The organism is Streptomyces sp. NBC_00988 (genome assembly GCF_045162645.1).
Classification (GTDB): domain Bacteria; phylum Actinomycetota; class Actinomycetes; order Streptomycetales; family Streptomycetaceae; genus Streptomyces.
The window spans coordinates 5,477,877-5,499,759 of sequence record NZ_CP108730.1 but is presented as its reverse complement, the minus strand read 5'-3'; the positions used below and the strand labels follow the sequence as shown (position 1 = coordinate 5,499,759).

The 21,883-nt window shown below is 69.2% G+C and carries 23 protein-coding genes and 1 pseudogene; 11 read left to right on the top strand and 13 right to left on the bottom strand.

Going from position 1 to position 21,883, the window contains the following annotated elements; genetic code table 11:
- Positions 1–47 precede the first annotated feature (47 nt).
- A complete protein-coding gene (locus OG496_RS25005; RefSeq protein ID WP_405972464.1) occupies positions 48–353 on the top strand; it encodes a hypothetical protein in 306 nt (101 codons plus the stop codon).
- Here the strand turns inward: OG496_RS25005 and OG496_RS25000 are convergent.
- Both OG496_RS25000 and OG496_RS24995 read right to left on the bottom strand, forming a co-directional pair.
- Entirely contained in the window at positions 344–622 is a 279-nt protein-coding gene (locus OG496_RS25000; protein ID WP_405972463.1) for a DUF397 domain-containing protein, read from the bottom strand. The two genes, OG496_RS25005 and OG496_RS25000, sit on opposite strands and share 10 nt — an antisense overlap.
- An 8-nt stretch (positions 623–630) precedes the next feature.
- Positions 631–1,482 carry a helix-turn-helix domain-containing protein gene (locus OG496_RS24995; protein WP_405972462.1) on the bottom strand — a complete coding sequence of 284 codons (852 nt, stop codon included), beginning with the start codon at positions 1,480–1,482 and terminating at the stop codon, positions 631–633.
- Positions 1,483–1,710: 228 nt separating this feature from the next.
- On the opposite strand from OG496_RS24995, the gene OG496_RS24990 reads away from it, so the two are divergent.
- Together OG496_RS24990 and OG496_RS24985 are read left to right on the top strand one after the other, a co-directional pair.
- Positions 1,711–2,124, top strand: a complete 414-nt coding sequence (locus OG496_RS24990; RefSeq protein WP_405972461.1) for an ATP-binding protein — start codon at positions 1,711–1,713, stop codon at positions 2,122–2,124.
- A 183-nt stretch (positions 2,125–2,307) separates the two neighbouring features.
- Entirely contained in the window at positions 2,308–3,402 is a 1,095-nt protein-coding gene (locus tag OG496_RS24985; RefSeq protein ID WP_405972460.1) for a MerR family transcriptional regulator, read from the top strand.
- Positions 3,403–3,685: 283 nt separating this feature from the next.
- Here the strand turns inward: OG496_RS24985 and OG496_RS24980 are convergent, their stop codons facing one another.
- Together OG496_RS24980 and OG496_RS24975 are read right to left on the bottom strand one after the other, a co-directional pair.
- The gene (locus OG496_RS24980; protein WP_399395704.1) at positions 3,686–4,015 is read right to left on the bottom strand and encodes a hypothetical protein; all 330 of its coding nucleotides are present in this window, start codon (positions 4,013–4,015) and stop codon (positions 3,686–3,688) included.
- A 21-nt stretch (positions 4,016–4,036) separates the two neighbouring features.
- Entirely contained in the window at positions 4,037–5,725 is a 1,689-nt protein-coding gene (locus OG496_RS24975; RefSeq protein WP_405972459.1) for a sodium:solute symporter family protein, read from the bottom strand.
- Between the two features lie 157 nt (positions 5,726–5,882).
- On the opposite strand from OG496_RS24975, the gene galT reads away from it, so the two are divergent.
- From galT to OG496_RS24955, 4 genes and pseudogenes are all read left to right on the top strand, one after another.
- On the top strand, positions 5,883–6,941 hold the full coding sequence (gene galT, locus OG496_RS24970; protein ID WP_366496974.1) for a galactose-1-phosphate uridylyltransferase: 1,059 nt from the start codon (positions 5,883–5,885) through the stop codon (positions 6,939–6,941).
- Positions 6,941–7,906, top strand: a complete 966-nt coding sequence (gene galE, locus OG496_RS24965; protein WP_405972458.1) for a UDP-glucose 4-epimerase GalE — start codon at positions 6,941–6,943, stop codon at positions 7,904–7,906. Before galT ends, galE begins: the two co-directional genes overlap by 1 nt.
- Positions 7,907–7,916: 10 nt before the next feature.
- Positions 7,917–9,059, top strand: a complete 1,143-nt coding sequence (galK, locus tag OG496_RS24960; RefSeq protein ID WP_366496976.1) for a galactokinase — start codon at positions 7,917–7,919, stop codon at positions 9,057–9,059.
- Positions 9,060–9,210: 151 nt separating this feature from the next.
- Positions 9,211–9,638 (top strand): annotated as a pseudogene (locus OG496_RS24955) (Uma2 family endonuclease).
- A gap of 30 nt (positions 9,639–9,668) precedes the next feature.
- Here OG496_RS24955 and OG496_RS24950 read toward each other — a convergent pair.
- The 5 genes from OG496_RS24950 to OG496_RS24930 all read right to left on the bottom strand — a co-directional run bounded on the left by OG496_RS24950 (position 9,669) and on the right by OG496_RS24930 (position 13,379).
- Positions 9,669–10,265, bottom strand: coding sequence for a hypothetical protein (locus OG496_RS24950; protein ID WP_405972457.1), 597 nt, complete (start codon positions 10,263–10,265; stop codon positions 9,669–9,671).
- Between the two features lie 71 nt (positions 10,266–10,336).
- On the bottom strand, positions 10,337–10,645 hold the full coding sequence (locus tag OG496_RS24945; RefSeq protein WP_405972456.1) for a hypothetical protein: 309 nt from the start codon (positions 10,643–10,645) through the stop codon (positions 10,337–10,339).
- Entirely contained in the window at positions 10,642–11,880 is a 1,239-nt protein-coding gene (locus OG496_RS24940; protein ID WP_405972455.1) for an MFS transporter, read from the bottom strand. Before OG496_RS24940 ends, OG496_RS24945 begins: the two co-directional genes overlap by 4 nt.
- A gap of 55 nt (positions 11,881–11,935) precedes the next feature.
- Positions 11,936–12,847, bottom strand: a complete 912-nt coding sequence (locus OG496_RS24935; RefSeq protein ID WP_405972454.1) for a sulfotransferase family protein — start codon at positions 12,845–12,847, stop codon at positions 11,936–11,938.
- Between the two features lie 61 nt (positions 12,848–12,908).
- A complete protein-coding gene (locus OG496_RS24930) occupies positions 12,909–13,379 on the bottom strand; it encodes an N-acetyltransferase (protein WP_366496980.1) in 471 nt (156 codons plus the stop codon).
- A 261-nt stretch (positions 13,380–13,640) separates the two neighbouring features.
- Between OG496_RS24930 and OG496_RS24925 the strand changes: the two genes are divergently transcribed.
- On the top strand, positions 13,641–14,408 hold the full coding sequence (locus tag OG496_RS24925; protein WP_033284298.1) for a response regulator transcription factor: 768 nt from the start codon (positions 13,641–13,643) through the stop codon (positions 14,406–14,408).
- A gap of 122 nt (positions 14,409–14,530) precedes the next feature.
- Here the strand turns inward: OG496_RS24925 and OG496_RS24920 are convergent, their stop codons facing one another.
- Entirely contained in the window at positions 14,531–15,028 is a 498-nt protein-coding gene (locus OG496_RS24920) for a MarR family winged helix-turn-helix transcriptional regulator (RefSeq protein ID WP_019064646.1), read from the bottom strand.
- A gap of 104 nt (positions 15,029–15,132) precedes the next feature.
- Between OG496_RS24920 and OG496_RS24915 the strand changes: the two genes are divergently transcribed.
- Both OG496_RS24915 and OG496_RS24910 read left to right on the top strand, forming a co-directional pair.
- Positions 15,133–15,936, top strand: a complete 804-nt coding sequence (locus OG496_RS24915) for a trans-aconitate 2-methyltransferase (RefSeq protein ID WP_405972453.1) — start codon at positions 15,133–15,135, stop codon at positions 15,934–15,936.
- 3 nt (positions 15,937–15,939) lie between these two features.
- Positions 15,940–16,302, top strand: coding sequence for a VOC family protein (locus OG496_RS24910; protein ID WP_405972452.1), 363 nt, complete (start codon positions 15,940–15,942; stop codon positions 16,300–16,302).
- A 203-nt stretch (positions 16,303–16,505) separates the two neighbouring features.
- Here the strand turns inward: OG496_RS24910 and OG496_RS24905 are convergent, their stop codons facing one another.
- Positions 16,506–17,183 (bottom strand): TetR/AcrR family transcriptional regulator, encoded by a 678-nt coding sequence (locus tag OG496_RS24905; RefSeq protein WP_019064642.1) that lies wholly within the window; start codon positions 17,181–17,183, stop codon positions 16,506–16,508.
- Positions 17,180–18,196: an acyl-CoA desaturase gene (locus OG496_RS24900; RefSeq protein ID WP_405972451.1), complete on the bottom strand. Its 1,017-nt coding sequence runs from the start codon at positions 18,194–18,196 to the stop codon at positions 17,180–17,182. The genes OG496_RS24905 and OG496_RS24900 overlap by 4 nt, the downstream gene beginning before the upstream one ends.
- A gap of 308 nt (positions 18,197–18,504) precedes the next feature.
- On the opposite strand from OG496_RS24900, the gene ppc reads away from it, so the two are divergent.
- On the top strand, positions 18,505–21,246 hold the full coding sequence (ppc, locus tag OG496_RS24895) for a phosphoenolpyruvate carboxylase (protein WP_405972450.1): 2,742 nt from the start codon (positions 18,505–18,507) through the stop codon (positions 21,244–21,246).
- A gap of 63 nt (positions 21,247–21,309) precedes the next feature.
- Here the strand turns inward: ppc and OG496_RS24890 are convergent, their stop codons facing one another.
- Entirely contained in the window at positions 21,310–21,810 is a 501-nt protein-coding gene (locus OG496_RS24890; protein WP_405972449.1) for a hypothetical protein, read from the bottom strand.
- Between the last annotated feature and the right edge of the window lie 73 nt (positions 21,811–21,883).

Here is a 21,883-nt window from a genome sequence, read left to right as displayed (position 1 = left end):
TGGATCAGCGGTGGGTGCGGGAGGAATTCCGCGTCGCGTGGGAGGCCATGAGCAGGCACGAACACGCGGCTGTCGTGCGGGCCGTCCGCAAGGGCGAATTGCCACGCGACCCTGCCACCGCACTACTGGCGCTGCACTGGGCCTGGACCGTCATCGGGCCGCCCGGCGCCCGCAGGCGCTACCCCTGGAAGGACGCCTTCCTCGATGTCCGGCCGACGGCTTTCCTCACCGACATCTACGACGGCACTCCGCGGAACGATGTCCGCACGTACGTTCGCCGCGACGCCCGGCGGGTCGAGGCGGGGTATCTGCCGTTCCTGGAGTCCCTTGGCGCGGAAACGGGTCAGCCGTGATGGTCGACACGGCTGGCGGTCAGTGTTCGGGACCGTATGCCGTGGAGGAGGGCGGCGAGGGCTGTGGGGGTGGTGGTGAGGTGCGTGGTGGGGGTTTCGCTCTCGCGGAGGTGGAGGGTGGTGGGGGTGGTGGCGAGTTCGATGCAGTTGTTGCCGTCGCCGCCGCCGGAGAAGGACGACTTCTGCCAGGTGCTGGCGAGTTCGATACAGTTGTTGCCGTCGCCGCTGCCGGAGAAGGACGACTTCTGCCAGTTGTCGGGGATGGTCATGGCGCGCCTCACAGTTCCTTCGCCAGCCTATGGATGACGTCACGCGACTGCTCGGGGTCGAGTGACACCGCCTCCACTTTACGGAAGAGCGTTCGAAAGGCGCCGAGTTGGGCTTCGGAGTCGATGAAGGCCGCGCCGTGGGGTGCGTCGCGTACCGCGGTATCGAGCTTCGGTACGGCGCCTCCCGCGTACATCATGGCGTTCGTGGCACCGGCGAAGTCGTCCAGGGCGAAGGGGATGACGCGCACAGTGATGTGTTCCGCTTCGGAAAATTCGAGAACGCGGGTGAGCTGAGCCCGTGAGCAGGTTCGACCGCCGACCTTGATGCGGAGCGCCGCCTCGTGGATGACTGCCTCGTACGGGGCTGGAGTCGTGCCCTCGATGATCGCCTTGCGATCCATACGATGGCGCACGCGCAGTTCGAGGTCGTCGGCCGGGAGTTCGGGGACTCGGTACGAGAAGACGGCGCGGGCGTAGTCCTCTGTCTGGAAAAGCCCGGGGATGTGCAGGAACTCCACGTCGAGTCGGTAGGTGGAGTGGTACTCCAACTCGGCAAGATCCAGGAACGACGTGGGCAGCAAACCTCGGTATTCCTCCCACCAGCCACGGGTCCGGTCGGTCGCCATCGTCACCAGCGCCTGGATCAACTCGTCGTCTGTGCAGTCGTAGTGTGCGGCGAGCCGCCGTACTCGTGCCTCGCTCACGCCTGCGATACCGAACTCGATCTGGCTCATCTGGACAGAATCCGCTCCGAGCAAGGTGGCGGCCTCACGCGCCTTGAGTCCTGCGGCTTCGCGTAGTTTCCGCAGCTCCACGCCTAGTCGTACCTGGCGTGCGGTGGGTTGTTTACGGCGTGGCATGGCTTCCTCCTTGCCCCCCCAACTGCCGGGAGGCGGCGACTCGTTCGGAGGCAGATTACGGCAACGACTTGCGGAGTCCTAAATTAAGGTCCTACCGTCAGTGATGCGACGCACACCGTGCGGAACCCCGGGCCCCCGGAAGCGCACCACCCCGTCCTGCCATGACGGCGTGACAAGCCACCGCCCGTGAACCGCATCAACTCCCCACACCATCAACGGAGTTCACGCATGCCCGAAAACGAGCCCGAACCCTGGGAGTACTCCCTCTCCGTGCCGCACGATCGCCGTGCCGTCACCGTCTGCCGCCGCACCCTCCGCCTCGTCCTCACCGCGCACGGCCTCATCCGGGTCGTGGACACCGCCGAACTCCTCGCGACGGAGCTGGTGGCCAACGCCGTACTGCATACCAAGGGGCCGGTGATGCTCCGCGTGCGGTGGTCGGCGGGGGTGCTGCGCGTCGGGGCGTGGGACGCGGACCCCGAACCTCCCGAGCCCCCAGGCCAGTTGGCGGATCTGTTGGATGCCGAGGCGGGCAGAGGGCTCGCGCTGGTGCGGGCCTGCGCCGACCTCTGGGGCTGGCAGCCGCTGTCGAGGAACGGGCAGCGCGGCAAGTACGTGTGGTGCGAACTGGGGGTGGCGTAGCGACCAGTTCGTCCCTGACCAACTAAGTGGTCGGCTCCGGAAGTCCTTCGGGGGTTGACGCCGGAGCCGGTGCCGTGTCTGACGTTCGTCAGATGGCTGGGGTGGCGACGCAGAGGCCGCAGGAGCAGCTCCCTTGGCTGGTCGGTTGACCCTCGACTTGGTGGAGGGCTCAGAGTTCCGGGTGTGGAGAGCGAGATGCGCAGTATTGGTGAGATGGCTCGGGACAGTGGACTGAGCGTGAGCGCCCTGCGGTTCTACGACGGTGCCGGCGTGCTGGTCCCGGCCTGGGTGGATCCGGTGAGCGGCTACCGCTGGTACGGCCCCGAGCAGCTTGAAGAGGCCCGGTTGCTGGCCCGGCTGCGCCGGGCTGGTATGCCCTTGGCGGACATTCGGCTGGTGCTGGCCGGCTGGTCCAGTGAGAACACCGACCTCGTGCGGAAGCTGCTTCAGGCGCATCTGTGTCGTCTTGAACTGGGGCTGTCCGATGCCCGCATTGAGTTCTCCGCGGTCCGAGCGCTACTCGAACGCAGGGAGAATCCCATGGCTTTGCTCCGCACCGCCACCGTCCGGTTGGCTGTCTCCGCGCCTGAGTTGGCCGCGGCGTTGGACGCGGTCCGCTTCGCCGCCAGTACCGACCCGGAGCTGCCGATGCTCGGCGGTGTCCTGTTCGACATCGAGGGTGAGACGCTCCATGTCGTGGCTACCGACCGGTACCGGATGGCAGTTGCACAAGCCGGTACCACCGGGCATGGCGGGCCGCGTGTGCAGGTCATCGTGCCATCCCCACTCGCCGACGCGATGCGAGCGCTGCTGAGCGACGACGCATCCGTCCAGCTCACTGTGGACGGTGACCGCGTGGCCTTGGAGGCAGGGGACCGTCAGGCCGCTGGGCAGCGTCTCCATCACGACTTTCCTGATTACCGTCGCCTCGTCCGCCTGCCGGCAGGGCACCGTGCCCTCGTCGATGTCCCGGCTTTCCGGGCGGCGGTGGAAACCGGCTCCGTCCGCGTCAGCGAGGTGCGCGAGCAGGACGGCGTGTCCTGTGACCTCAGCGTGCTCAAGGTGGCGGGCGACGGCACGGTGTGCGTCTGTGAAGACGGTGACGACGGCCAGGGCGACATCGCCGTCAATCGCGAGTTCCTGCTGCATGCCCTCGCCGCCGGAGCCCGGGACCAACTGATTCTGGAGTTCGGCGCCCCTACGGCGCCCCTGGCGATCCGCCGGACCGACGGCGAGGGCACCTTTTCGATGCTGATGCCTGTCCGCCTGGAAAATTAACCGGTCGGCTTCGGAAGTCCTTCGAGGGTTGACTCCGGAGCCGGTGCCGTGTGGCTTTGGTCAGATGCCCAGTGTGGGGAGGCAGAGGGCGAAGCCCCAGGTGGTAACGGAGCCGCCGTAGTGCAGGTGCATGAGCTTGATGCTTTCGCCAGCGGCCAGCTGGGGCCAAGCCGTGCGGGCTCGCGCGGTCAGTTTCTGGGCGCAGGAGAAATCCTCGGCGGCTCCGCTGCGCGGGCGCGACCAGCCACAGCTCACCCGCGCCCGGCAGACGACCTAAGACGACCTAAGCCCCCTCTTCCTTCTCCGGTACCTCCGCGACTTCCACCGGAGGCGTCGGGCGCAGCTTCAGCCAGCCCAGGAAGAAGATTCCGAGCAGCAGCATCGCGATCCCGGTCCACAGGTTGATGTTGACGCCCTCGGCCTTGTCGAGTGTCGCCTGGGACGGACTGATGCCGGCGATCGTGACGATGACGCCGTAGACGACGAACAAGCCCCCGATGATCAGCCGCAGATCGAACAGGCGGGACGCGGTCGTGGACTTGGTCTCCAGCTCGCTGACCTCGCGCTGGACGTCGTGCCCCGAGTGTTCGGAGTGACCTGAGTTCTCAGACATGGTTTCTCAATCCTCCCGCGACTAGAACGAGAACGGGATGTAGCAGAGGGCGGCCAGGATCACCGCGCCCCAGCCGAGCAGCGCCGGCCGGCGGTACCACGCGTCGTCGCCCGCGGCCGGCGCCTCGGTCATGCCGGGGGACGTCGTGCCGTAGACCAGGCCCTGGAGCTGTTCCGCGGACTTGGGCTGGGTGAACAGGGAGACCGCGAACATGACCACCGCACCCGCGACGAACCCGGCGATCGCGGAGACGAAGTTGGCGCCCTGGTCGGTGGGGATGGAGATGATCCCCTGCTTGTAGATCCAGAAGTAGTTCACCATCGCCGTCACCGTGCCCGCGAGCAGGCCCCAGAAGCCGGACTTCGGGGTGGCCTTCTTCCAGAACATGCCGACGATGAAGACGACGAACATCGGCACGTTGAAGAAGGAGAAGAGCGTCTGGAGGTAGCTCATGATGTTGGAGAAGGACGAGGCCAGGAAGGCTGTGCCCACGGAAGCCGCCACGCCGATCACCGTGATCAGGCGGCCGAAGCGCACGTAGTACGCGTCCTCGCGGTCTGTCACCACGTACTTGGCCCAGATGTCGTTGGTGAACACCGTGTTGAAGGACGACACGTTGGCCGCCATGCCTGCCATGAAGGCGGCGAGCAGACCCGTCACCGCGATGCCGAGGACGCCGTTGGGCAGCAACTCCTGCATCAGGTACGGGATCGCGTCGTTGTACTGCAGGTCCGAGCCGCTGGTGCCGATCTTCGGGACGAGCGCCGCGGCGACCAGGCCCGGGATCATCACCAGGAACACGATGAAGACCTTCGGATACGCGGCGATCAGCGGGGTGCGCTGGGCCGCGGACAGGTTCTTCGCGGAGAGGGCGCGCTGGACTTCCGCGAAGTTGGTCGTCCAGTAGCCGAAGGAGAGGACGAAGCCGAGGCCGAGGACGATGGTCAGCCAGTTCGCCCCGAGCGGGTTCACACTGCCGATGCCGGTGCCGCCCCACGCGGTGGTGAAGTTGTGGCCGTGGGCCGCGTCCAGCTTGTGGGTCAGCCCGTCCCAGCCGCCGACCTTCTTCAGGCCGAGGTAGGAGATCGGGATGAGGGCCGCGAGGATCACGAAGAACTGGAGCACTTCGTTGTAGATCGCCGACGACAGCCCGCCGAGCGTGATGTACGCGAGGACGAACGCGCCGGCGACCACGATCGCCACCCACTGCGGCCAGCCCAGCAGCGCCTCGACGACGATCGCGAGGGCGTACAGGTTCACGCCCGCGATCAGGATCGCGGCGAAGGCGAACAGGATCGAACTCAGCAGGTGTGCGGCCTTGTCGAAGCGCAGCAGCAGGAACTCGGGGACCGACCGGACCTTCGAGCCGTAGTAGAAGGGCATCATCACCAGGCCGAGGAAGACCATGGCCGGGATGGCGCCGATCCAGTACCAGTGCACGGTGTACGCGCCGTACTGCGCGCTGTTGGCGGCCATGCCGAGGATCTCGGTGGCGGCCAGGTTGGCCGAGATGAAGGCGAGACCGGTGATCCAGGCGGGCAGCGAACGCCCGGAGAGGAAGAAGTCGAGGCTCGTCTTCACCGATCTGCGGGCGGCCAGCCCGATGCCGAGGACGACCACGAAGTAGATCGCCAGGATCGTGTAGTCGAGCCCGTTGGTGGGGAGCCGGAGCTCGGCGGCGAGAGAGGTGGGGGGCTGCAGAGTCTGCATCAAGCGCTCACCTTGGTTGATGTCTGGTTGATGTCTTTGGTTGGTGTTCTTTGTTTGATTTTGATGGTGACGACTGGGGGGATTGGTGGTTTGATGTGTTTAGTTCTGTGTGAAGCCCGGATGCGGCGTGGATGTACGTACGGATGGAGAGCCCGGCGTGAAGAAGACCTCGACCCGGTTGGCCGACGGTCGTGAGCTCATCTACTACGACCTGCGGGACGACACCGTGCGCGACGCGGTGGACCGACGCCCGCTGGAGCGCACGGTCACCACTTCGGAGGTACGGCGGGACGTGCTGCTCGGCGACTCGGTGGCGATCGCCTCGCACCGCCAGGGCCGCACCTACCACCCGCCGGCCGACCAGTGCCCGCTCTGCCCGACCACGGGCGACCGGCTCAGCGAGATCCCGGACTCGTCGTACGACGTCGTCGTGTTCGAGAACCGTTTCCCCTCGCTGGCCGGGGACTCCGGCCGCTGCGAGGTGGTCTGCTTCACCTCCGACCACGACGCGTCCTTCGCCTCGCTGACGGAGGAGCAGGTGGCCCTCGTCCTCGACGCGTGGACGGACCGGACGTCGGAGCTGTCGCATCTTCCCTCCGTCGAGCAGGTCTTCTGTTTCGAGAACCGCGGTGAAGAGATCGGTGTGACCCTCGGTCATCCCCACGGCCAGATCTACGCCTACCCCTTCACCACCCCGCGCACCGCCCTGATGCTGCGTTCACTCGCGGCGCACAAGGAGGCGACCGGCGGGGAGAACCTCTTCGACTCGGTCCTGGAGCGCGAACTCGCCGGTGAGCGGGTCGTCCTTGAGGGTGAACACTGGGCGGCCTTCGTGCCGTACGCCGCGCACTGGCCCTACGAGGTCCACCTGTATCCCAAGCGCCGGGTGCCCGATCTGCTCGGCCTCGACGAGGCGGCCCGCACAGAGTTCCCCAAGGTCTATCTGGAACTCTTGAGGCGCTTCGACCGGATCTTCGGTGAGGGCGAGCCTCCGACGCCGTACATCTCCGCCTGGCACCAGGCGCCGTTCGGCACGCTGGAGGAGTTCGACGGGGTGAGCAGGGACGACTTCGCTCTCCACCTTGAGCTTTTCACCATTCGCCGTACGTCCGGCAAGCTGAAGTTCCTCGCGGGTTCCGAGTCCGGCATGAGCGTGTTCATCAACGACGTGCCGCCGGAGTTCGCGGCCGAGCGACTGCGAGAGGTAGCGAGTTGATGAGCGGTAAGTACCTGGTCACGGGCGGCGCGGGATACGTCGGCAGCGTGGTCGCCCAGCACCTGCTGGAGGCGGGCCACGAGGTCACCGTCCTGGACAACCTCTCGACGGGTTTCCGCGAGGGCGTGCCCGCGGGTGCCACGTTCGTGGAGGGCGACATCCGGGACGCGGCCAAGTGGCTCGACTCCTCGTACGACGCCGTCCTCCACTTCGCCGCGTTCTCCCAGGTCGGCGAGTCCGTCGTCAAGCCGGAGAAGTACTGGGAGAACAACGTCGGCGGCTCGATGGCCCTCCTCGCCGCGATGCGCGAGGCCGGCGTCCGCAAGCTCGTCTTCTCCTCCACGGCCGCCACGTACGGCGAGCCGGACGAGGTCCCGATCGTCGAGACCACCCGCACCTCCCCGACGAACCCCTACGGCGCGTCGAAGCTGTCGGTCGACTTCATGATCACGAGCGAGGCGGCAGCCCATGGGTTGGGCGCGGTCTCCCTCCGCTACTTCAACGTGGCGGGCGCGTACGGCAGTTGCGGCGAGCGGCACGCCCCCGAGTCGCACCTCATCCCGCTCGTGCTCCAGGTCGCCCAGGGCAAGCGCGACGCGATCTCGGTCTTCGGCGACGACTACCCGACGCCGGACGGCACGTGTGTCCGTGACTACATCCACGTGGCGGACCTGGCCGACGCGCACCTGCTCGCGCTGAAGGCGGCGACCCCGGGCGAGCACCTGATCTGCAACCTCGGCAACGGCGAGGGCTTCTCCGTCCGCCAGGTCATCGAGACCGTGCGCCAGGTCACCGGGCACCCGATCCCCGAGGTCGTGGCCCCGCGCCGCGGCGGCGACCCGGCGACCCTGGTGGCCTCGGCGGCCCGGGCCAAGGAGCGCCTCGGCTGGAACCCGTCCCGCGCGGATCTCGCGGGCATCGTCGCGGACGCGTGGGCGTTCGCGCAGAACGTATCGAAGGGTTAGGAGACAACACGTGGGTGTACTTGAGGGCTTCGAGGAGCTGTACGGCACCGCTCCCGAGGGCGTCTGGGCCGCGCCGGGCCGGGTCAACCTGATCGGCGAGTACACCGACTTCAACGAGGGCTTCGTGATGCCGCTCGCCCTGCCGCACACGGCGGTGGCGGCGGTGTCCCGCCGCACGGACGGCGTCCTGCGCCTCCACTCGGCGGACATCGAGGGCCCGGTCGTAGAGCTGCACGTCGACGAGCTGGCCCCGCGCACGAACACGAGCTGGGCCGCGTATCCGGCGGGCGTGGTGTGGGTGCTGCGCGAGGCGGGTCACGAGGTGACGGGCGCGGACATCCACCTGTCGTCCACGGTCCCGACGGGCGCGGGCCTGTCGTCGTCGGCGGCGCTTGAGGTGGTCACGGCGCTGGCCCTGAACGACCTCTTCGAACTCGGCCTGTCCGCCCCGGAGTTGGCCCGCTTCTCGCAGCGCGCGGAGAACGACTTCGTCGGCGTCCCCTGCGGCATCATGGACCAGACGGCCTCGGCCTGCTGCGAGGAGGGCCACGCGCTCCACCTCGACTGCCGGGACCTGTCGATCCGCCAGATCCCCTTCGACCTCGCGTCCGAGGGCCTCTCGCTCCTGGTCGTCGACTCCCGCGTGAAGCACGCGCTGGGCGACGGCGCGTACGCGGAACGCCGGGAGGGCTGCGAGGAGGGCGCGCGCCAGTTGGGCGTCCCGTTCCTGCGGGACGTGGCGTACGAGGATCTGTCATCGTCCCTGGCCCGCCTGTCGGACGAACGGATCCAGCGCTACGTCCGCCACGTGGTGTCGGACGACCACCGCGTCGACCAGGTCATCAACCTGCTGGACGCGGGAGACGTACGCGCGATCGGCCCGGTCCTGACCGAGGGCCACGCCTCCCTCCGCGACGATCTCCGCATCTCCTGCCCGGAGTTGGACCTCGTGGTCGACACGGCGGTCGGCGCGGGTGCGCTCGGCGCCCGGATGACGGGCGGCGGCTTCGGCGGCTCGGCGGTCGTCCTGGTGGAAGCCTCGGACGCGGACACGGTGACCAAGGCGGTGGAGGAGGCGTTCGCGGCGGCGGGTTACACCGCTCCGCGCGTGTTCCCTGCGGTGCCTTCGGCGGGGGCGCGGCGGGTGAGCTGATCCCGGGCTCGTTGTCTCCCCGCTCGTCGGAGGGCGGGGAGACAACACCGAGGGACGCCGGGCAGAGCCGGTCGGCCTTTGTGATGACGTTCGCGGATTCCGGCGGTTACCGCGGACGGGCAGGCCGAGAATCCCGCCCACGGGAGGAATCATGACCGCCGAGCCCCGCGGTCGTCGGCCGGTGCCGCCTCGGGACGGTCACACCGTGGACGATCTGTTCACGTTGCCCGACCTGCCGCCGCACACCGAGCTGATCGACGGGAGCTTGGTCTTCGTGAGCCCGCGGCGGGATTTCCACAGCACAGTGATCGACTTCTTGGTGACCGGCCCGCGCCGGACGGTTCCCAGGGAGTTCAAGGTCCGTCGCGAGATGACCGTCGTGCTCGACCGCCGCAACGGCCCTGAGCCCGATATCTCGCTCTGACCGGTGCCAACCACCACCCGGTCGTCCGCACCTACGAACTTGACCCGCTGTCGAGGCCCTACGCCCTGACCGGCACCCACCGTGAGCAACTCAAGCTCGGTGTGCCGTACGACATCGACGTCGACATCAGCCTGGACGCGCTCAAGGAGCTGTGACGGACGGTTTTCCCGACGGGCATGGGCGGTTCAGCACGACTTCTTCTTCGTCTCCACGGTCAGTCCCAGCACGTTGTGCCACACGTAGTCGGAGTCGCCGACGTGGTAGTGGACCAGGACTCCGGCCATGTGCACCCCGGAGGCGGCGGTGACCTGGAGATGCAGGACCAGGTTGTTCGCGACTTTCGTGTTGTCCGGTTGAGGGGCAACCGTCGCTCCCAGGGCCTCGCGGCGGTGGGCCCAGTGGATGCCGGGCCCGCTGCGTGCCTCCGGGACGGGTGGATACCCGGTGCTCAAACCGATGAAAGCTGTCGAGGTGGGCACGATGACCGCCTCGACCAGGTGCAGACCGCTCGCCTTCTTCAGCGTGACCTTGTCGATGACGACTGCCTTGCTGCCGTAGTTGTGCAGCTCGTCCTCGCCGAACGTGACGCTGCCGCCCTCCTTTTCCGGAATGCACTCCTTGCCCGATCCGGCGTCGGCATAGTCGGGTCCGTTCAACGGCCCGCCCGCGGAACCCTGTTGATCCGCCGAGCCGCAGCCCGTCACCAGCGCCACGAGCAGGAGCACCAGGGTCGGCAGCGACCGCCGTAGGTACTTGGCCGGTGTCATGGGCGGGTAGGGCATGAAGCTCCTTGGGAGGGGAGTGAATGGAGTGTCACATCTTGGTTATCCGGTCGACGAACACCGAAAAGGCGTCAGCCGCTGCTCTTGAACCAGCCTGCTGCGCGAGCTGGGCGGCGCTTGGTGCCTCGTTCATCGGGTGAGCTCCTGGCCGGTGTGTACGGCCGCCCCTGGGCCATCGCGTCCAGCACGAGGGAATGGATGCCCAGCGCGAGCAGCGTCCGCACCACCGCGTCGGCCGAATCCGGGTGCACCCACCAGTCCTCGAACCGCCGCTGCCGGACGTGACGGTAGCCGGAGAGCCGGTCGGCGGCGGTCAGGATGCGGCGGCTCCACGCGGAGCAGTCCGACCAGATGTCCACGGCGCCGGCCTCCTCCGTCACGGGGTGCTGCGCAGCCCCCGTACCCCAGGAGCCAACAGTGCCGCCGCCGTGGCCACGACCACCAGCCCCGCGCACCCCGCGAGCGTGTGCCCCAGGCCCACCGTCGCTGCCAGCGGGCCCGCGATGAGCAACCCCAGCGGGGCGAAGGCCAGGGAGCCGAAGCCGTCGTAGGAGCTGACCCGGGAGAGGGACTCCTCGGGGATCTCGCGGTGGATCGTCGTGGCCCACAGGACGCCGAAGACGTCATTGGAGATCCCGGCGGTGAACATCGCGGTGGCGATCAGCCAGACAGGGGCCCGGACGGCGAGGAGGGCGATCGGGACGGCCGCCGGGAAGGTGGCGAGTACGGCCACCAGGATCGGGCGGTGGACCCGGACGCGGGAGGCCAGGCCGGCGCCGGCGATCGTGCCCAGGGCCTGTGCGGCGACGATGACCGACCAGGCGCGGGCACCGCCGAGGTAGCGGTCGGCGGTCAGCGGGCCGAGGACTCCCACGTTCGCGTTGAGCGCTGCGATCACGATCGACCACTGGGCCACCACGGCCCACAGCCACTGGCGGGACGCGAACTCCCGCCAGCCTTCCCGGAGATCGGCCCAGCCGGAGGATTTCCTGGGCGGGCGTACGGCGACCGGGAGGCGGGCCGTGAGGACCGCGCTGACGACGAAGGACGCGGCGTTCAACGCCAGTGCCCAGCCCGCACCCACCAGGGCCACCGTCACACCCGACAGCGCCAGGCCCAGCAGCCGGGCGCTGTTGGTGCCCACCCGCAGCGTGCCGTTGGCCCGTTGGAGGTGTTCGGTGGAGACGATCAGCGGCACGATGCCGTCCATCGCCGGCATGAACAGGGCCGAGGCCGTACCGGCCGCCACCGCCAGCACGCACATCGCGGGCAGCGGTGCGTGCCCGGTCAGCACCAGCGTGGCCAGACCCGTGTACGCCACGGCACCCATCAGTTCCGCGAGCGCCATCAGGCGGGCGCGTGACATGCGGTCCGCGATGACCCCGCCCACCAGGATGAACATCAGTTGAGGCAACGCCTGACAGGCCAGCACGAGCGACAGCCGGCCCGGACCGGCTCCGGGCAGGGCGAGCACCGCGAAGGCGAGGGCCACGGCGGCGAAGCCGTTGCCCAGCACGGACACGGTTCGCGCGCTCGCGAGCAGCACGAAGGCCGGCTCACGCCACAGTGATGATGTTCCGGGACTCTCGGCGGTGGTGGCTGAAGTGGATGTCACGGCCAGGGACTTTAAGGGACCCGAGTCAATGTAGGTCCACAACCGGCCACTTCACCTAGAGATACCCCCACGCCCGGCACATCGGCCGCAGCACCTCCGGGATCTCCTCCAACTCCGGTGCCGGGCGGTCCGGTTGGACCTGGCCGGTGCGGATCTTGTCGGTCCAGTCGCCGAAGCCGGCGCCCAGGACGGCGTTCTCCAGGCTGCTGCCGTAGTTCGTCATGCCGGGTTCGTAGGGGAGGCCCAAGTAGGCGCAGACGGACCGGAGTTCGGTGGTCGGGTCGGTGGTGAGGTCCTCGTAGCGAAGGGTGTGGCCGCCCAGTTCGGCCTGGGCCTCCTGCATGGACTCCATGTATTTCAGGACGCGTTCGGCCGCTTCCTCGCGGGTGCGGTCCGGGACCGCCTCGTGCCAGGAGCGGGCCACCGCGCCCGGGTGTCTGCGCAGGAAGACGAAGCGGGCGTCGGGCCAGGTCTCGGCGATGCGCTGCCACTGGAAGGCGTTGCCGGGGGTCTTCTCCACGATGAACTGCTTGCCGGACTTGACCAGTTCACGGTGCAGGGCGCGGTCCCAGAGCAGGCCCTCCAACTGCTCGTGGCCCAGGCCCAGGGTGCGCAGGGAACGTTCCGTGGGGGTGCCCGACTTGAAGTAGACCTCGATACCGGTGAGATGGAGTTCGTGCGCGGAGTGCAGCCGGGAGTGCGCCCCCAGCATCATGCGCAGCAGCGTCGACCCGGAGCGCACCGAGGTCAGGATGAACACCGGTCGCTCCAGCAACCGGTCGACCGCCGGATCCACCGTCGGCGGCTGCGGCAGTACGGGGTCGGGGCGTGCGGGACGGGAACCGCGCGGCGCGGGGATCGCCCCGAGGGAGCCCGCGGTCGTCGCGCCGGGCGGCGGGGGCACCCGGCGTATCTGGTAACCGGTGGTCTCGGCGAGCTTGGAGTTCAGCTTCCGCAGCATGCTCATGGCGGCACGGTAAGAGGAGAGTATGAGACTGGCCTGAGCGTCTCGTTCGCCCCAGATGTGTTCACCCGAGGTTCGTCCGGCCCAGCCGCTTCGTCAGGGTGTACTCGGTGAGCCCCGGCGGGTAGTCCGGGATCACGCACACCACCTCGTACCCCTGCTTCTTGTAGAACTCCGGCGCCTGGAAGTCCCACGTCTCCAGGCGGGCCGCCCCGCAGCCGCGCTCGTCGCGGGCGATGCGCTCCGCCTCGCCGAGGAGGCGGGAACCGAGGCCCGTACCGCGATGCCGGCCGTCCACCCACAGGTACGTCACATGCAGCCAGTCCGCCCAGCTGTGCCCGACCAGCCCGCCGGCCAGCCCGCCCGTCCCGTCCAACGCCCACACCTGGAGCGGAACTTCACGTTCGCGAGGCGTTCCGCGCAGGGCGCGCAGCACCGGGGAGGCGGCCGTGTTGGTTTCGAGCAACCGGGCGCGGAGCAGATCGCGTCGCTCCTTGTCGACTTCCGTCTCAATACGAAACATGCGGCTCACCATAAACGCGCCGGACAGTCAGTTCTGCAAATTGGGTTCCGCTGCTGCGCCCCGGCCGTACGCTGTGAGCAGCACCGGTGGGGGCCGGTGCTGTTCAGGGGGCGAGACAAGTCGGGTACGACGCCCGATGTGGGGGTAGCAGTGTCTGCACGGCGGCGGCCGTGCGGCTCAGGCCGCTCCCGGGCGTCGTACCCGCAACCATCGCTTCGTCTCCCGACGATGAGGTATCCCCTGCTCCCTGAGGAGCCTGGGGAAGGGGGTTTCGTGGTTCGCATCCGAGTCCTGGTCGTCGACGACCATCGCATCTTCGCCGAGTCGCTCGCCGCGGCACTGGCCGCCGAGCCCGATGTCGACGTGTCCGCGGCCGGCAGTGGTCCCGCCGCGCTGCGCTGCATGGAGCGCGCGAACGCCGAGGGGCGCAGATTCGACGTCCTGCTCGTGGACGCCGATCTGGGCGGCAACGTGCCGGGCGTCCGGCCCGCCGTACCCGTACAGGCGGGCAACGAGGACGGGCTGGTGGACGGGATCTCTCTGGTCGCCGGGGTCCGTTCGGCGCAGCCGAGCGTACGGATGGTCGTGCTGGCCGAGAAGGACGATCCGCGCCGGGCCGCGCTGGCCCTGCAGGCCGGGGCCTCCGGCTGGGTCGCCAAGGACTGCTCGCTGTCCAGGCTTTTAACCGTCATCCGAGGGGTGCTTCGCGATGAGACGCACCTGCCACCCGCCCTGCTGACCGGCGTCCTGCGGGAGTTGACGGCCGCGCGCAAGCACCGCACCGAGAGCGAGCGCCTGGTGGAGTCGCTGACTCCGAGGGAGCGGGAAGTGCTGCGCTGCATGGTGGCCGGCTTGGGGAGGAAAGCGGTCGCCGAGCGGCTCTTCCTCTCCCCGCACACGGTCCGGACGCATATGCAAAACGTGCTCGGCAAGTTGGGAGTCCACTCCACCCTCGCCGCGGTCGCACTCGCCCGGCGCGCGGGTGTGGGTCCCGTCGACCTGGCCGGGGATGTTGTCGAACGGGGCGGTCAACTGGCGTAGGAGGTCTGCCGGTTCGCCCCGCTGGGCGCGGGAGGGTTCCGCAGGTGTCGGGCAGGTTGGGCGTCCGATCCACCCTCGCGGCGGTGGCTCTCGCCCGGCGTGCGGGGGTGGGGCCGGTGGATCTAGCCGGGGATGTTGTCGAACGGGGCGGTCAACTGGCGTAGCAGGCCTGCCAGTTCGCCCCGCTGGGCGCGGGAGAGTTCCGCGAGGATCGCGCGCTCCTGTGCCAGCAGGCCGGCCAGGGCCTGGTCCGCGCGGTCCTGGCCCTCCTCGGTGAGGCGGACCAGCACGCCCCGGCGGTCGCTGGGGTCGGGGAGCCGCTCGACCAGACCCTTCTGTGCCAGGCGGTCGATACGGTTCGTCATCGTGCCGGACGTGACCAGGGTCTGTGTCAGCAGCTGGCCGGGGGAGAGCTGGTAGGGGCTGCCCGCGCGCCTGAGCGCCGTCAGCACGTCGAACTCCCAGGGCTCCAGGCTGTGCTCGGCGAACGCCAGCCGACGGGCCCGGTCCAGATGCCGGGCCAGCCTGCTCACCCGGCTGAGCACCTCAAGTGGCTCCACGTCGAGGTCGGGGCGCTCCCGGCGCCACGCTGCGACAAGCCGATCGACCTCGTCCTCCATGACGATCAGTGTAGTGGTTGTGTCGACATGAAGTCTCTTGATATCAAGCCTCTTGACCCAGAGTCTCTTGACATCAAGATATGTGGGCGGGGAAGGTAGAAGCCATGACGACTTGGGACCCCGCTCAGTACCTGCGCCACGCCGGCCACCGCGCCCGCCCGTTCGCCGACCTCCTCGCCCGCGTCACCGACCTCCCCGGTACCGCGCCCCGGATCGCCGACCTCGGCTGCGGCCCCGGCAACGTGACCACCGTCCTCGCCGACCGCTGGCCCACCGCGCACATCACCGGCTACGACAACTCGCCCGAGATGCTCGCCAAGACCGAGCCCTACGCCGGTCCCACCCCCGGCGGCGGCCGGCTCGACTTCGCCCACGCGGACGCGACGGAGTGGACGCCGACCCAGACGTACGACCTGATCGTGTCGAACGCGGCGCTGCAGTGGGTGCCGGGTCACCTGGACCGGTTCGGCGACTGGGTGGCCGCGCTGGCCCCCGGCGGCACCTTCGCCTTCCAGGTGCCGGACAACATCGACGCGCCCCTGCACGCCCTGATGCGTGAACTGGCCGCCACCGCCCGCTGGAAGAGCCGCCTCGGCGAGGTCCTGCGCCGCGAGGACTCGGTCCACGCCCCGGGCGTCTACCTCGACCACCTGGCCCGCCTGGGCTGCGCCCCCGACGTCTGGCAGACGACGTACCAGCACGTCCTCCCCGGCGAGGACCCCGTCCTCGACTGGGTCAAGGGCACGGGCCTGCGCCCAGCCCTGACGGCCCTGGCGGACGACCCGGAGGCACGGGACGCGTTCGTGACGGAGTACCGCGACCTGCTCCGCGAGGCGTACCCGACGGCCGACTACGGCACGGTGCTCCCGTTCCGCCGCCTGTTCGCGGTGGCCCGCAAGGAGGTGTGAGGGGTGCTCGCGGCCGTGGATCACGTGCAGTTGGCGGCCCCGGCGGGCTCGGAGGACGCGCTGCGGCGGTATTACGTCGACGTCCTCGGGATGACCGAGATCCCCAAGCCGCCGGTGCTGGCGGCGCGGGGCGGGTGCTGGTTCGGGGCGGGGGCTGTGCAACTCCACCTGGGTGTGGAGGTCGACTTCCGACCCGCGAAGAAGGCCCACCCCGGGCTCCGCGTGACCGGCATCGAGGCGTACGCGGCCCGGCTGAAGTCCCTTGGGGCGCCCGTCACTTGGGACGAGGACCTGCCGGGGTACCGGCGCTTCTACTCGGAGGATCCGGTGGGGAACCGGCTGGAGTTCCTGGAGCCGGACGCCTGATCGGTGTTTGTCCCTCGCTGTCGCGGCTACCCGGGTCGTGGCGCCGAGTACACCGAGTTCCGATCCGACCGGGAGTGATGAACCGTGGTGAAGGACGGGAAGGCCAAGGACGCCTTCAAGCGCTGACGCGCCGGCGGTGGACGGCTGTGGCGGGGCCCCTGCTGAGAGGCAGGGGCCCCGCCACTTTCTCCGTACCTACGGGTTCAGCTTTTTCGGCGCCCTATCAAATGTGGCTTCGACTCCAGCCCGTCCAGCCCGTGCCACGCCAGGTTCACCAGATGGGCGGCGACCTCGGCCTTCTTCGGGCGGCGGACGTCCAGCCACCACTGGCCGGTGAGGGCGACCATGCCGACGAGGGCCTGGGCGTAGAGGGGGGCGAGCTTGGCGTCGAAGCCCCGGCTCTTGAACTCGCGGCCCAGGATGTCCTCGACCTGCGTCGCGATGTCCGAGATCAGGGACGCGAAGGAACCCGTCGACTGGGGGATGGGGGAGTCGCGGACCAGGATGCGGAAGCCGTCCGTGTACTCCTCGATGTAGTCGAGGAGGGCGAAGGCCGCCTGTTCGCAGAGTTCGCGGGGGTGGCCGGCCGTGAGCGAGCTGGTCACCATGTCCAGCAGGCGGCGCATCTCGCGGTCCACGACCACCGCGTACAGGCCCTCCTTGCCGCCGAAGTGCTCGTAGACCACCGGCTTGGAGACCCCGGCCTTCGCCGCGATCTCCTCCACCGACGTGGCCTCGAAGCCCTTCGTCGCGAAGAGCGTGCGGCCGACTTCCAGCAGCTGGGCCCGTCGCTCGGCTCCCGTCATCCGGGTGCGGCGCGCGCGTCGGGGCTTCTCGTTGCTCGGGGTGCTGCTGGGATCGGTCGCCACGGCGTCAATCATGCCGCCTCTGCCGACTCCTTCCGGGGCTGAGAGCCGTCCGTACCGGAGATACGGCGCGAATCGATACGCGAGCGTGACGGCCAGCGCACGTCATAGGCCCAGCCGAGCTGCTCGCACCAGCGGATGATCCGCGCCGAGGAGTCCAGCTGGCCGCGCTCCACACCGTGCCGCGCGGAGGTCGGGTCGGCGTGGTGCAGGTTGTGCCAGGACTCGCCGCAGGACAGGATCGCCAGCCACCACACGTTGCCGGAACGGTCACGGGACTTGAAGGGGCGCTTGCCGACCGCGTGGCAGATCGAGTTGATCGACCAGGTGACGTGGTGCAGCAGCGCGACCCGCACGAGCGAGCCCCAGAAGAAGCCGGTGAACGCGCCCCACCAGGACATCGTGGCCAGTCCGCCGATCAGCGGCGGCAGCGCGAGCGACAGCATCGTCCAGAAGATGAACTGGCGGGAGATCGCCCGGATCGCCTTGTCCTTGATCAGGTCCGGGGCGTACTTCTCCTGCGGGGTGCGCTCCTCGTCGAACATCCAGGCGATGTGCGCCCACCACAGGCCCTTGATCAGCGCGGGCACGGTCTCGCCGTAGCGCCACGGCGAATGCGGGTCGCCCTCGGCGTCGGAGAACTTGTGGTGCTTGCGGTGGTCGGCGACCCAGCGGACCAGCGGCCCCTCGACGGCCATCGACCCGGCGATCGCGATGGCGATCCGCAGCGGGCGCTTGGCCTTGAAGGAGCCGTGCGTGAAGTACCGGTGGTAGCCGATCGTCACGCCGTGGCAGCCGAGGTAGTAGAAGAACACCAGCAGGCCGAGGTCCAGCCAGCTCACCCCGCCCCAGCTCCACGCCAGCGGCACCGCCGCGAGCAGGGCCAGGAACGGGACGGTGATGAAGAGGAGAAGAGTGAGTTGTTCCAGCGACCCCTTCTTCTCGCCGCCCCGCGTGGCGGCGGGGAGCGGAGTGCCGTCGTCGTTCGCCCGCGGGGCGTCGTCGATCACATCGGAGCTCGTGGTCATGGGCGTCCCCTGTGGGGTTCGGAGGTGGAGGCGGAGCGTCGGACGGCGGAAGCCGGGCAGCAACAGTTCAGCATGGACTTCCCTACGGTTCCGTAACCTACGGCGACGTAAGTATGGCAGCGCGTCGACCGGCGGACGAAGCCCGTGAGACCGCGCGTCAGAGTGGACACCTATCCTGGGTGTCGGTCGGACAGCGCGGTCCGCTCTGTTTTCTTCCCGGAAGATCCGTCCCGTATGCGGCAGCCGCAGCGGGACCGCCGTCCGGGTTCCCTCCGGACGAGCTTCAAACACTGCAAGGAGCCGCACCTGTGAGCAGTGCCGACGACCTGACCACGAGCACCACCTCGACCGGCAGTGCGCTGCGCGCCGACATCAGGCGCCTGGGCGATCTTCTGGGCGAGACCCTCGTCCGCCAGGAGGGCCCCGAGCTGCTCGAACTGGTCGAGAAGGTCCGCCGCCTCACCCGGGAGGACGGCGAGGCCGCCGCCGAGCTGCTGCGCGGCATAGAGCTGGAGACCGCCGCGAAGCTGGTCCGCGCCTTCTCCACCTACTTCCACCTCGCCAACGTCACCGAGCAGGTGCACCGCGGCCGCGAGCTGCGCGCCCGCCGTGCCGCCGAGGGCGGACTCCTCGCCCGTACGGCCGACCGCCTCAAGGACGCCGACCCCGACCACCTGCGCGAGACGGTCAAGAACCTGAACGTCCGCCCGGTCTTCACCGCGCACCCCACCGAGGCCGCGCGCCGGTCGGTCCTCAACAAGCTCCGGCGCATCGCCACGCTTCTGGAGACCCCGGTCATCGCGTCCGACCGCCGTCGCTACGACACCCGTCTGGCCGAGAACATCGACCTGGTGTGGCAGACCGACGAGCTGCGCGTCGTACGCCCGGAACCGGCCGACGAGGCCCGTAACGCCATCTACTACCTGGACGAGCTGCACGCCGGTGCCGTAGGTGACGTCCTGGAGGACCTGACCGCCGAGCTGGAGCGCGTCGGCGTCAAGCTGCCCGACGACACCCGCCCGCTCACCTTCGGCACCTGGATCGGCGGCGACCGCGACGGCAACCCGAACGTGACCCCGCAGGTCACCTGGGACGTCCTGATCCTCCAGCACGAGCACGGCATCAACGACGCCCTGGAGACGATCGACGAGCTGCGCGGCTTCCTCTCCAACTCCATCCGCTACACGGGCGCGACGGAGGAGCTGCTCACCTCCCTCCGGACCGACCTGGAGCGGCTGCCCGAGATCAGCCCCCGCTACAAGCGCCTCAACGCCGAGGAGCCGTACCGCCTCAAGGCCACCTGCATCCGGCAGAAGCTGGAGAACACCAAGACCCGCCTGGCCAAGGGCACCCCGCACGAGGACGGCCGCGACTACCTCGGCACCGCCGAGCTGCTGCACGACCTCACCCTGATCCAGACCTCCCTGCGTGCCCACCGCGGCGGCCTCTTCGCCGACGGCCGCATGGACCGTACGATCCGCACGCTCGGCGCGTTCGGCCTCCAGCTCGCGACCATGGACGTACGCGAGCACGCGGACGCCCACCACCACGCGCTCGGCCAGCTCTTCGACCGGCTCGGCGAGGAGTCCTGGCGCTACTCGGACATGCCCCGCGAGTACCGCGCGAAGCTGCTCGCGAAGGAGCTCAGGTCCCGGAGGCCTTTGGCTCCCACCCCCGCGCCCGTCGACGCGGCCGGTGAGAAGACCCTCGGTGTCTTCGAGACCGTCAAGAAGGCGCTCGCCGTCTTCGGGCCCGAGGTCATCGAGTCGTACATCATCTCGATGTGCCAGGGCGCCGACGACGTGTTCGCCGCCGCCGTCCTGGCCCGCGAGGCCGGCCTGATCGACCTGCACGCCGGGTGGGCGAAGGTCGGCATCGTGCCGCTGCTGGAGACCACGGACGAGCTGAAGGCCGCCGACACCATCCTTGAGGACATGCTCTCCGACCCGTCCTACCGGCGGCTCGTGGCGCTGCGCGGGGACGTCCAGGAGGTCATGCTCGGGTACTCCGACTCGTCGAAGTTCGGTGGCATCACGACCTCGCAGTGGGAGATCCACCGGGCGCAGCGCCGCCTACGTGACGTGGCCCACCGCTACGGCGTCCGCCTCCGGCTCTTCCACGGCCGCGGCGGAACCGTCGGCCGCGGTGGCGGCCCGTCCCACGACGCGATCCTCGCCCAGCCCTGGGGCACCCTGGAGGGCGAGATCAAGGTGACCGAGCAGGGCGAGGTCATCTCCGACAAGTACCTGGTGCCGTCACTGGCCCGCGAGAACCTCGAACTGACCGTCGCGGCAACCCTCCAGGCCTCCGCCCTGCACACCTCGCCCCGCCAGTCCGACGAGGCGCTGGCCCGCTGGGACGCGGCCATGGACCTGGTCTCGGACGCGGCCCACGACGCCTACCGCAGGCTGGTCGAGGACCCGGACCTGCCGACGTACTTCCTCGCCTCCACGCCGGTGGACCAGCTCGCCGATCTGCACCTGGGCTCGCGGCCCTCCCGCCGCCCCGGCTCGGGCGTCTCGCTCGACGGACTGCGCGCCATCCCGTGGGTGTTCGGCTGGACCCAGTCCCGGCAGATCGTGCCCGGCTGGTTCGGCGTCGGCTCCGGCCTGAAGGCACTGCGCGAGGCCGGCCTCGACACCGTGCTCGACGAGATGCACGGGCAGTGGCACTTCTTCCGCAACTTCATCTCCAACGTCGAGATGACCCTCGCGAAGACGGACCTGCGGATCGCCCAGCACTACGTCGACACCCTCGTCCCCGACAACCTCAAGCACGTGTTCGACACCATCCGGGCCGAGCACGAACTGACCGTCACCGAGGTGCTCCGCGTCACCGGCGAGGCCGAACTCCTCGACGCCACCCCGGTGTTGAAGCAGACCTTCACCATCCGGGATGCCTACCTCGACCCGATCTCGTACCTCCAGGTGACACTGCTGAAGCGCCAGCGCGACGAGGCCGCGGCCGGCGCCGACCCCGACCCGCTGCTGAGCAGGGCCCTGCTCCTCACCGTCAACGGTGTGGCGGCGGGCCTGCGCAACACCGGCTGACCGGATACGGACGAAGGGTGCCCCCGAGCTGTCGTAGAAGCTCGGGGGCACCCTTTTCGTTGGTCAGAGTGCCAGGAACGCCGCCGTCAGCAAGGCCATCCCCGTCCCCGCCAGCACCCACGCGGCCCGGGTCAGCCGCAGCCCGCCCGCGACCACCACCGAGGCGAGCAACAGGGCGCCGCCGAGGGGCACCCAGGCGTAGAGGATGCCGGCGGGGCCGGAGCGCATGACCTCGTCGGTGCCGGGCTTCACGACGACGGTGTACGTCTGGCCCTTCTTCACCGCGACCGTGTGGTCGATGACGACCTCGGCGCGGGCCTTCGACCCCGTCGAGACCGGTGTGTACGGGCCGGTGCAGGTGGCGTCGCCGCACGCGGTGACCTGGATCGTGCCGGTCTCGCGGCCCTTGGTCAGCATCACGTTGTGGGCGGTCGGCCACGAGCCCCACACCCCGGCGATCAGGATCAGCACGGTGACCGTGCCCATCGCCGCGAGCCGTCCGAAGTTCAGGGCGGCGAAGGCGCCGGGGGAAGCGGAGGCTGCGGGTGACATGGCGGGGATCATTGGCCATATCCGCACGCGCGGTCAACTCCCGCAGGGGACAAGCCGGTTAAGCCGGTTAAGTCGGTCAAGGCAG

Bases quoted from the DNA above. Each gene is read 5' to 3' on its own strand.
- OG496_RS24905 (WP_019064642.1), bottom strand. From the start codon at position 17,183: ATGATTGACGCCGTGGCGACCGATCCCAGCAGCACCCCGAGCAACGAG.
- OG496_RS24900 (WP_405972451.1), bottom strand. From the start codon at position 18,196: ATGACCACGAGCTCCGATGTGATCGACGACGCCCCGCGGGCGAACGAC.
- OG496_RS24980 (WP_399395704.1), bottom strand. From the start codon at position 4,015: ATGTCTGAGAACTCAGGTCACTCCGAACACTCGGGGCACGACGTCCAG.
- OG496_RS24950 (WP_405972457.1), bottom strand. From the start codon at position 10,265: ATGCCCTACCCGCCCATGACACCGGCCAAGTACCTACGGCGGTCGCTG.
- OG496_RS25000 (WP_405972463.1), bottom strand. From the start codon at position 622: ATGACCATCCCCGACAACTGGCAGAAGTCGTCCTTCTCCGGCAGCGGC.
- OG496_RS24930 (WP_366496980.1), bottom strand. From the start codon at position 13,379: ATGGTGAGCCGCATGTTTCGTATTGAGACGGAAGTCGACAAGGAGCGA.
- OG496_RS24920 (WP_019064646.1), bottom strand. From the start codon at position 15,028: ATGGAGGACGAGGTCGATCGGCTTGTCGCAGCGTGGCGCCGGGAGCGC.
- OG496_RS24975 (WP_405972459.1), bottom strand. From the start codon at position 5,725: ATGCAGACTCTGCAGCCCCCCACCTCTCTCGCCGCCGAGCTCCGGCTC.
- galE (WP_405972458.1), top strand. From the start codon at position 6,941: ATGAGCGGTAAGTACCTGGTCACGGGCGGCGCGGGATACGTCGGCAGC.
- OG496_RS24990 (WP_405972461.1), top strand. From the start codon at position 1,711: ATGCCCGAAAACGAGCCCGAACCCTGGGAGTACTCCCTCTCCGTGCCG.
- OG496_RS24890 (WP_405972449.1), bottom strand. From the start codon at position 21,810: ATGATCCCCGCCATGTCACCCGCAGCCTCCGCTTCCCCCGGCGCCTTC.
- OG496_RS24915 (WP_405972453.1), top strand. From the start codon at position 15,133: ATGACGACTTGGGACCCCGCTCAGTACCTGCGCCACGCCGGCCACCGC.
- OG496_RS24935 (WP_405972454.1), bottom strand. From the start codon at position 12,847: ATGAGCATGCTGCGGAAGCTGAACTCCAAGCTCGCCGAGACCACCGGT.
- OG496_RS24995 (WP_405972462.1), bottom strand. From the start codon at position 1,482: ATGCCACGCCGTAAACAACCCACCGCACGCCAGGTACGACTAGGCGTG.
- OG496_RS25005 (WP_405972464.1), top strand. From the start codon at position 48: ATGAGCAGGCACGAACACGCGGCTGTCGTGCGGGCCGTCCGCAAGGGC.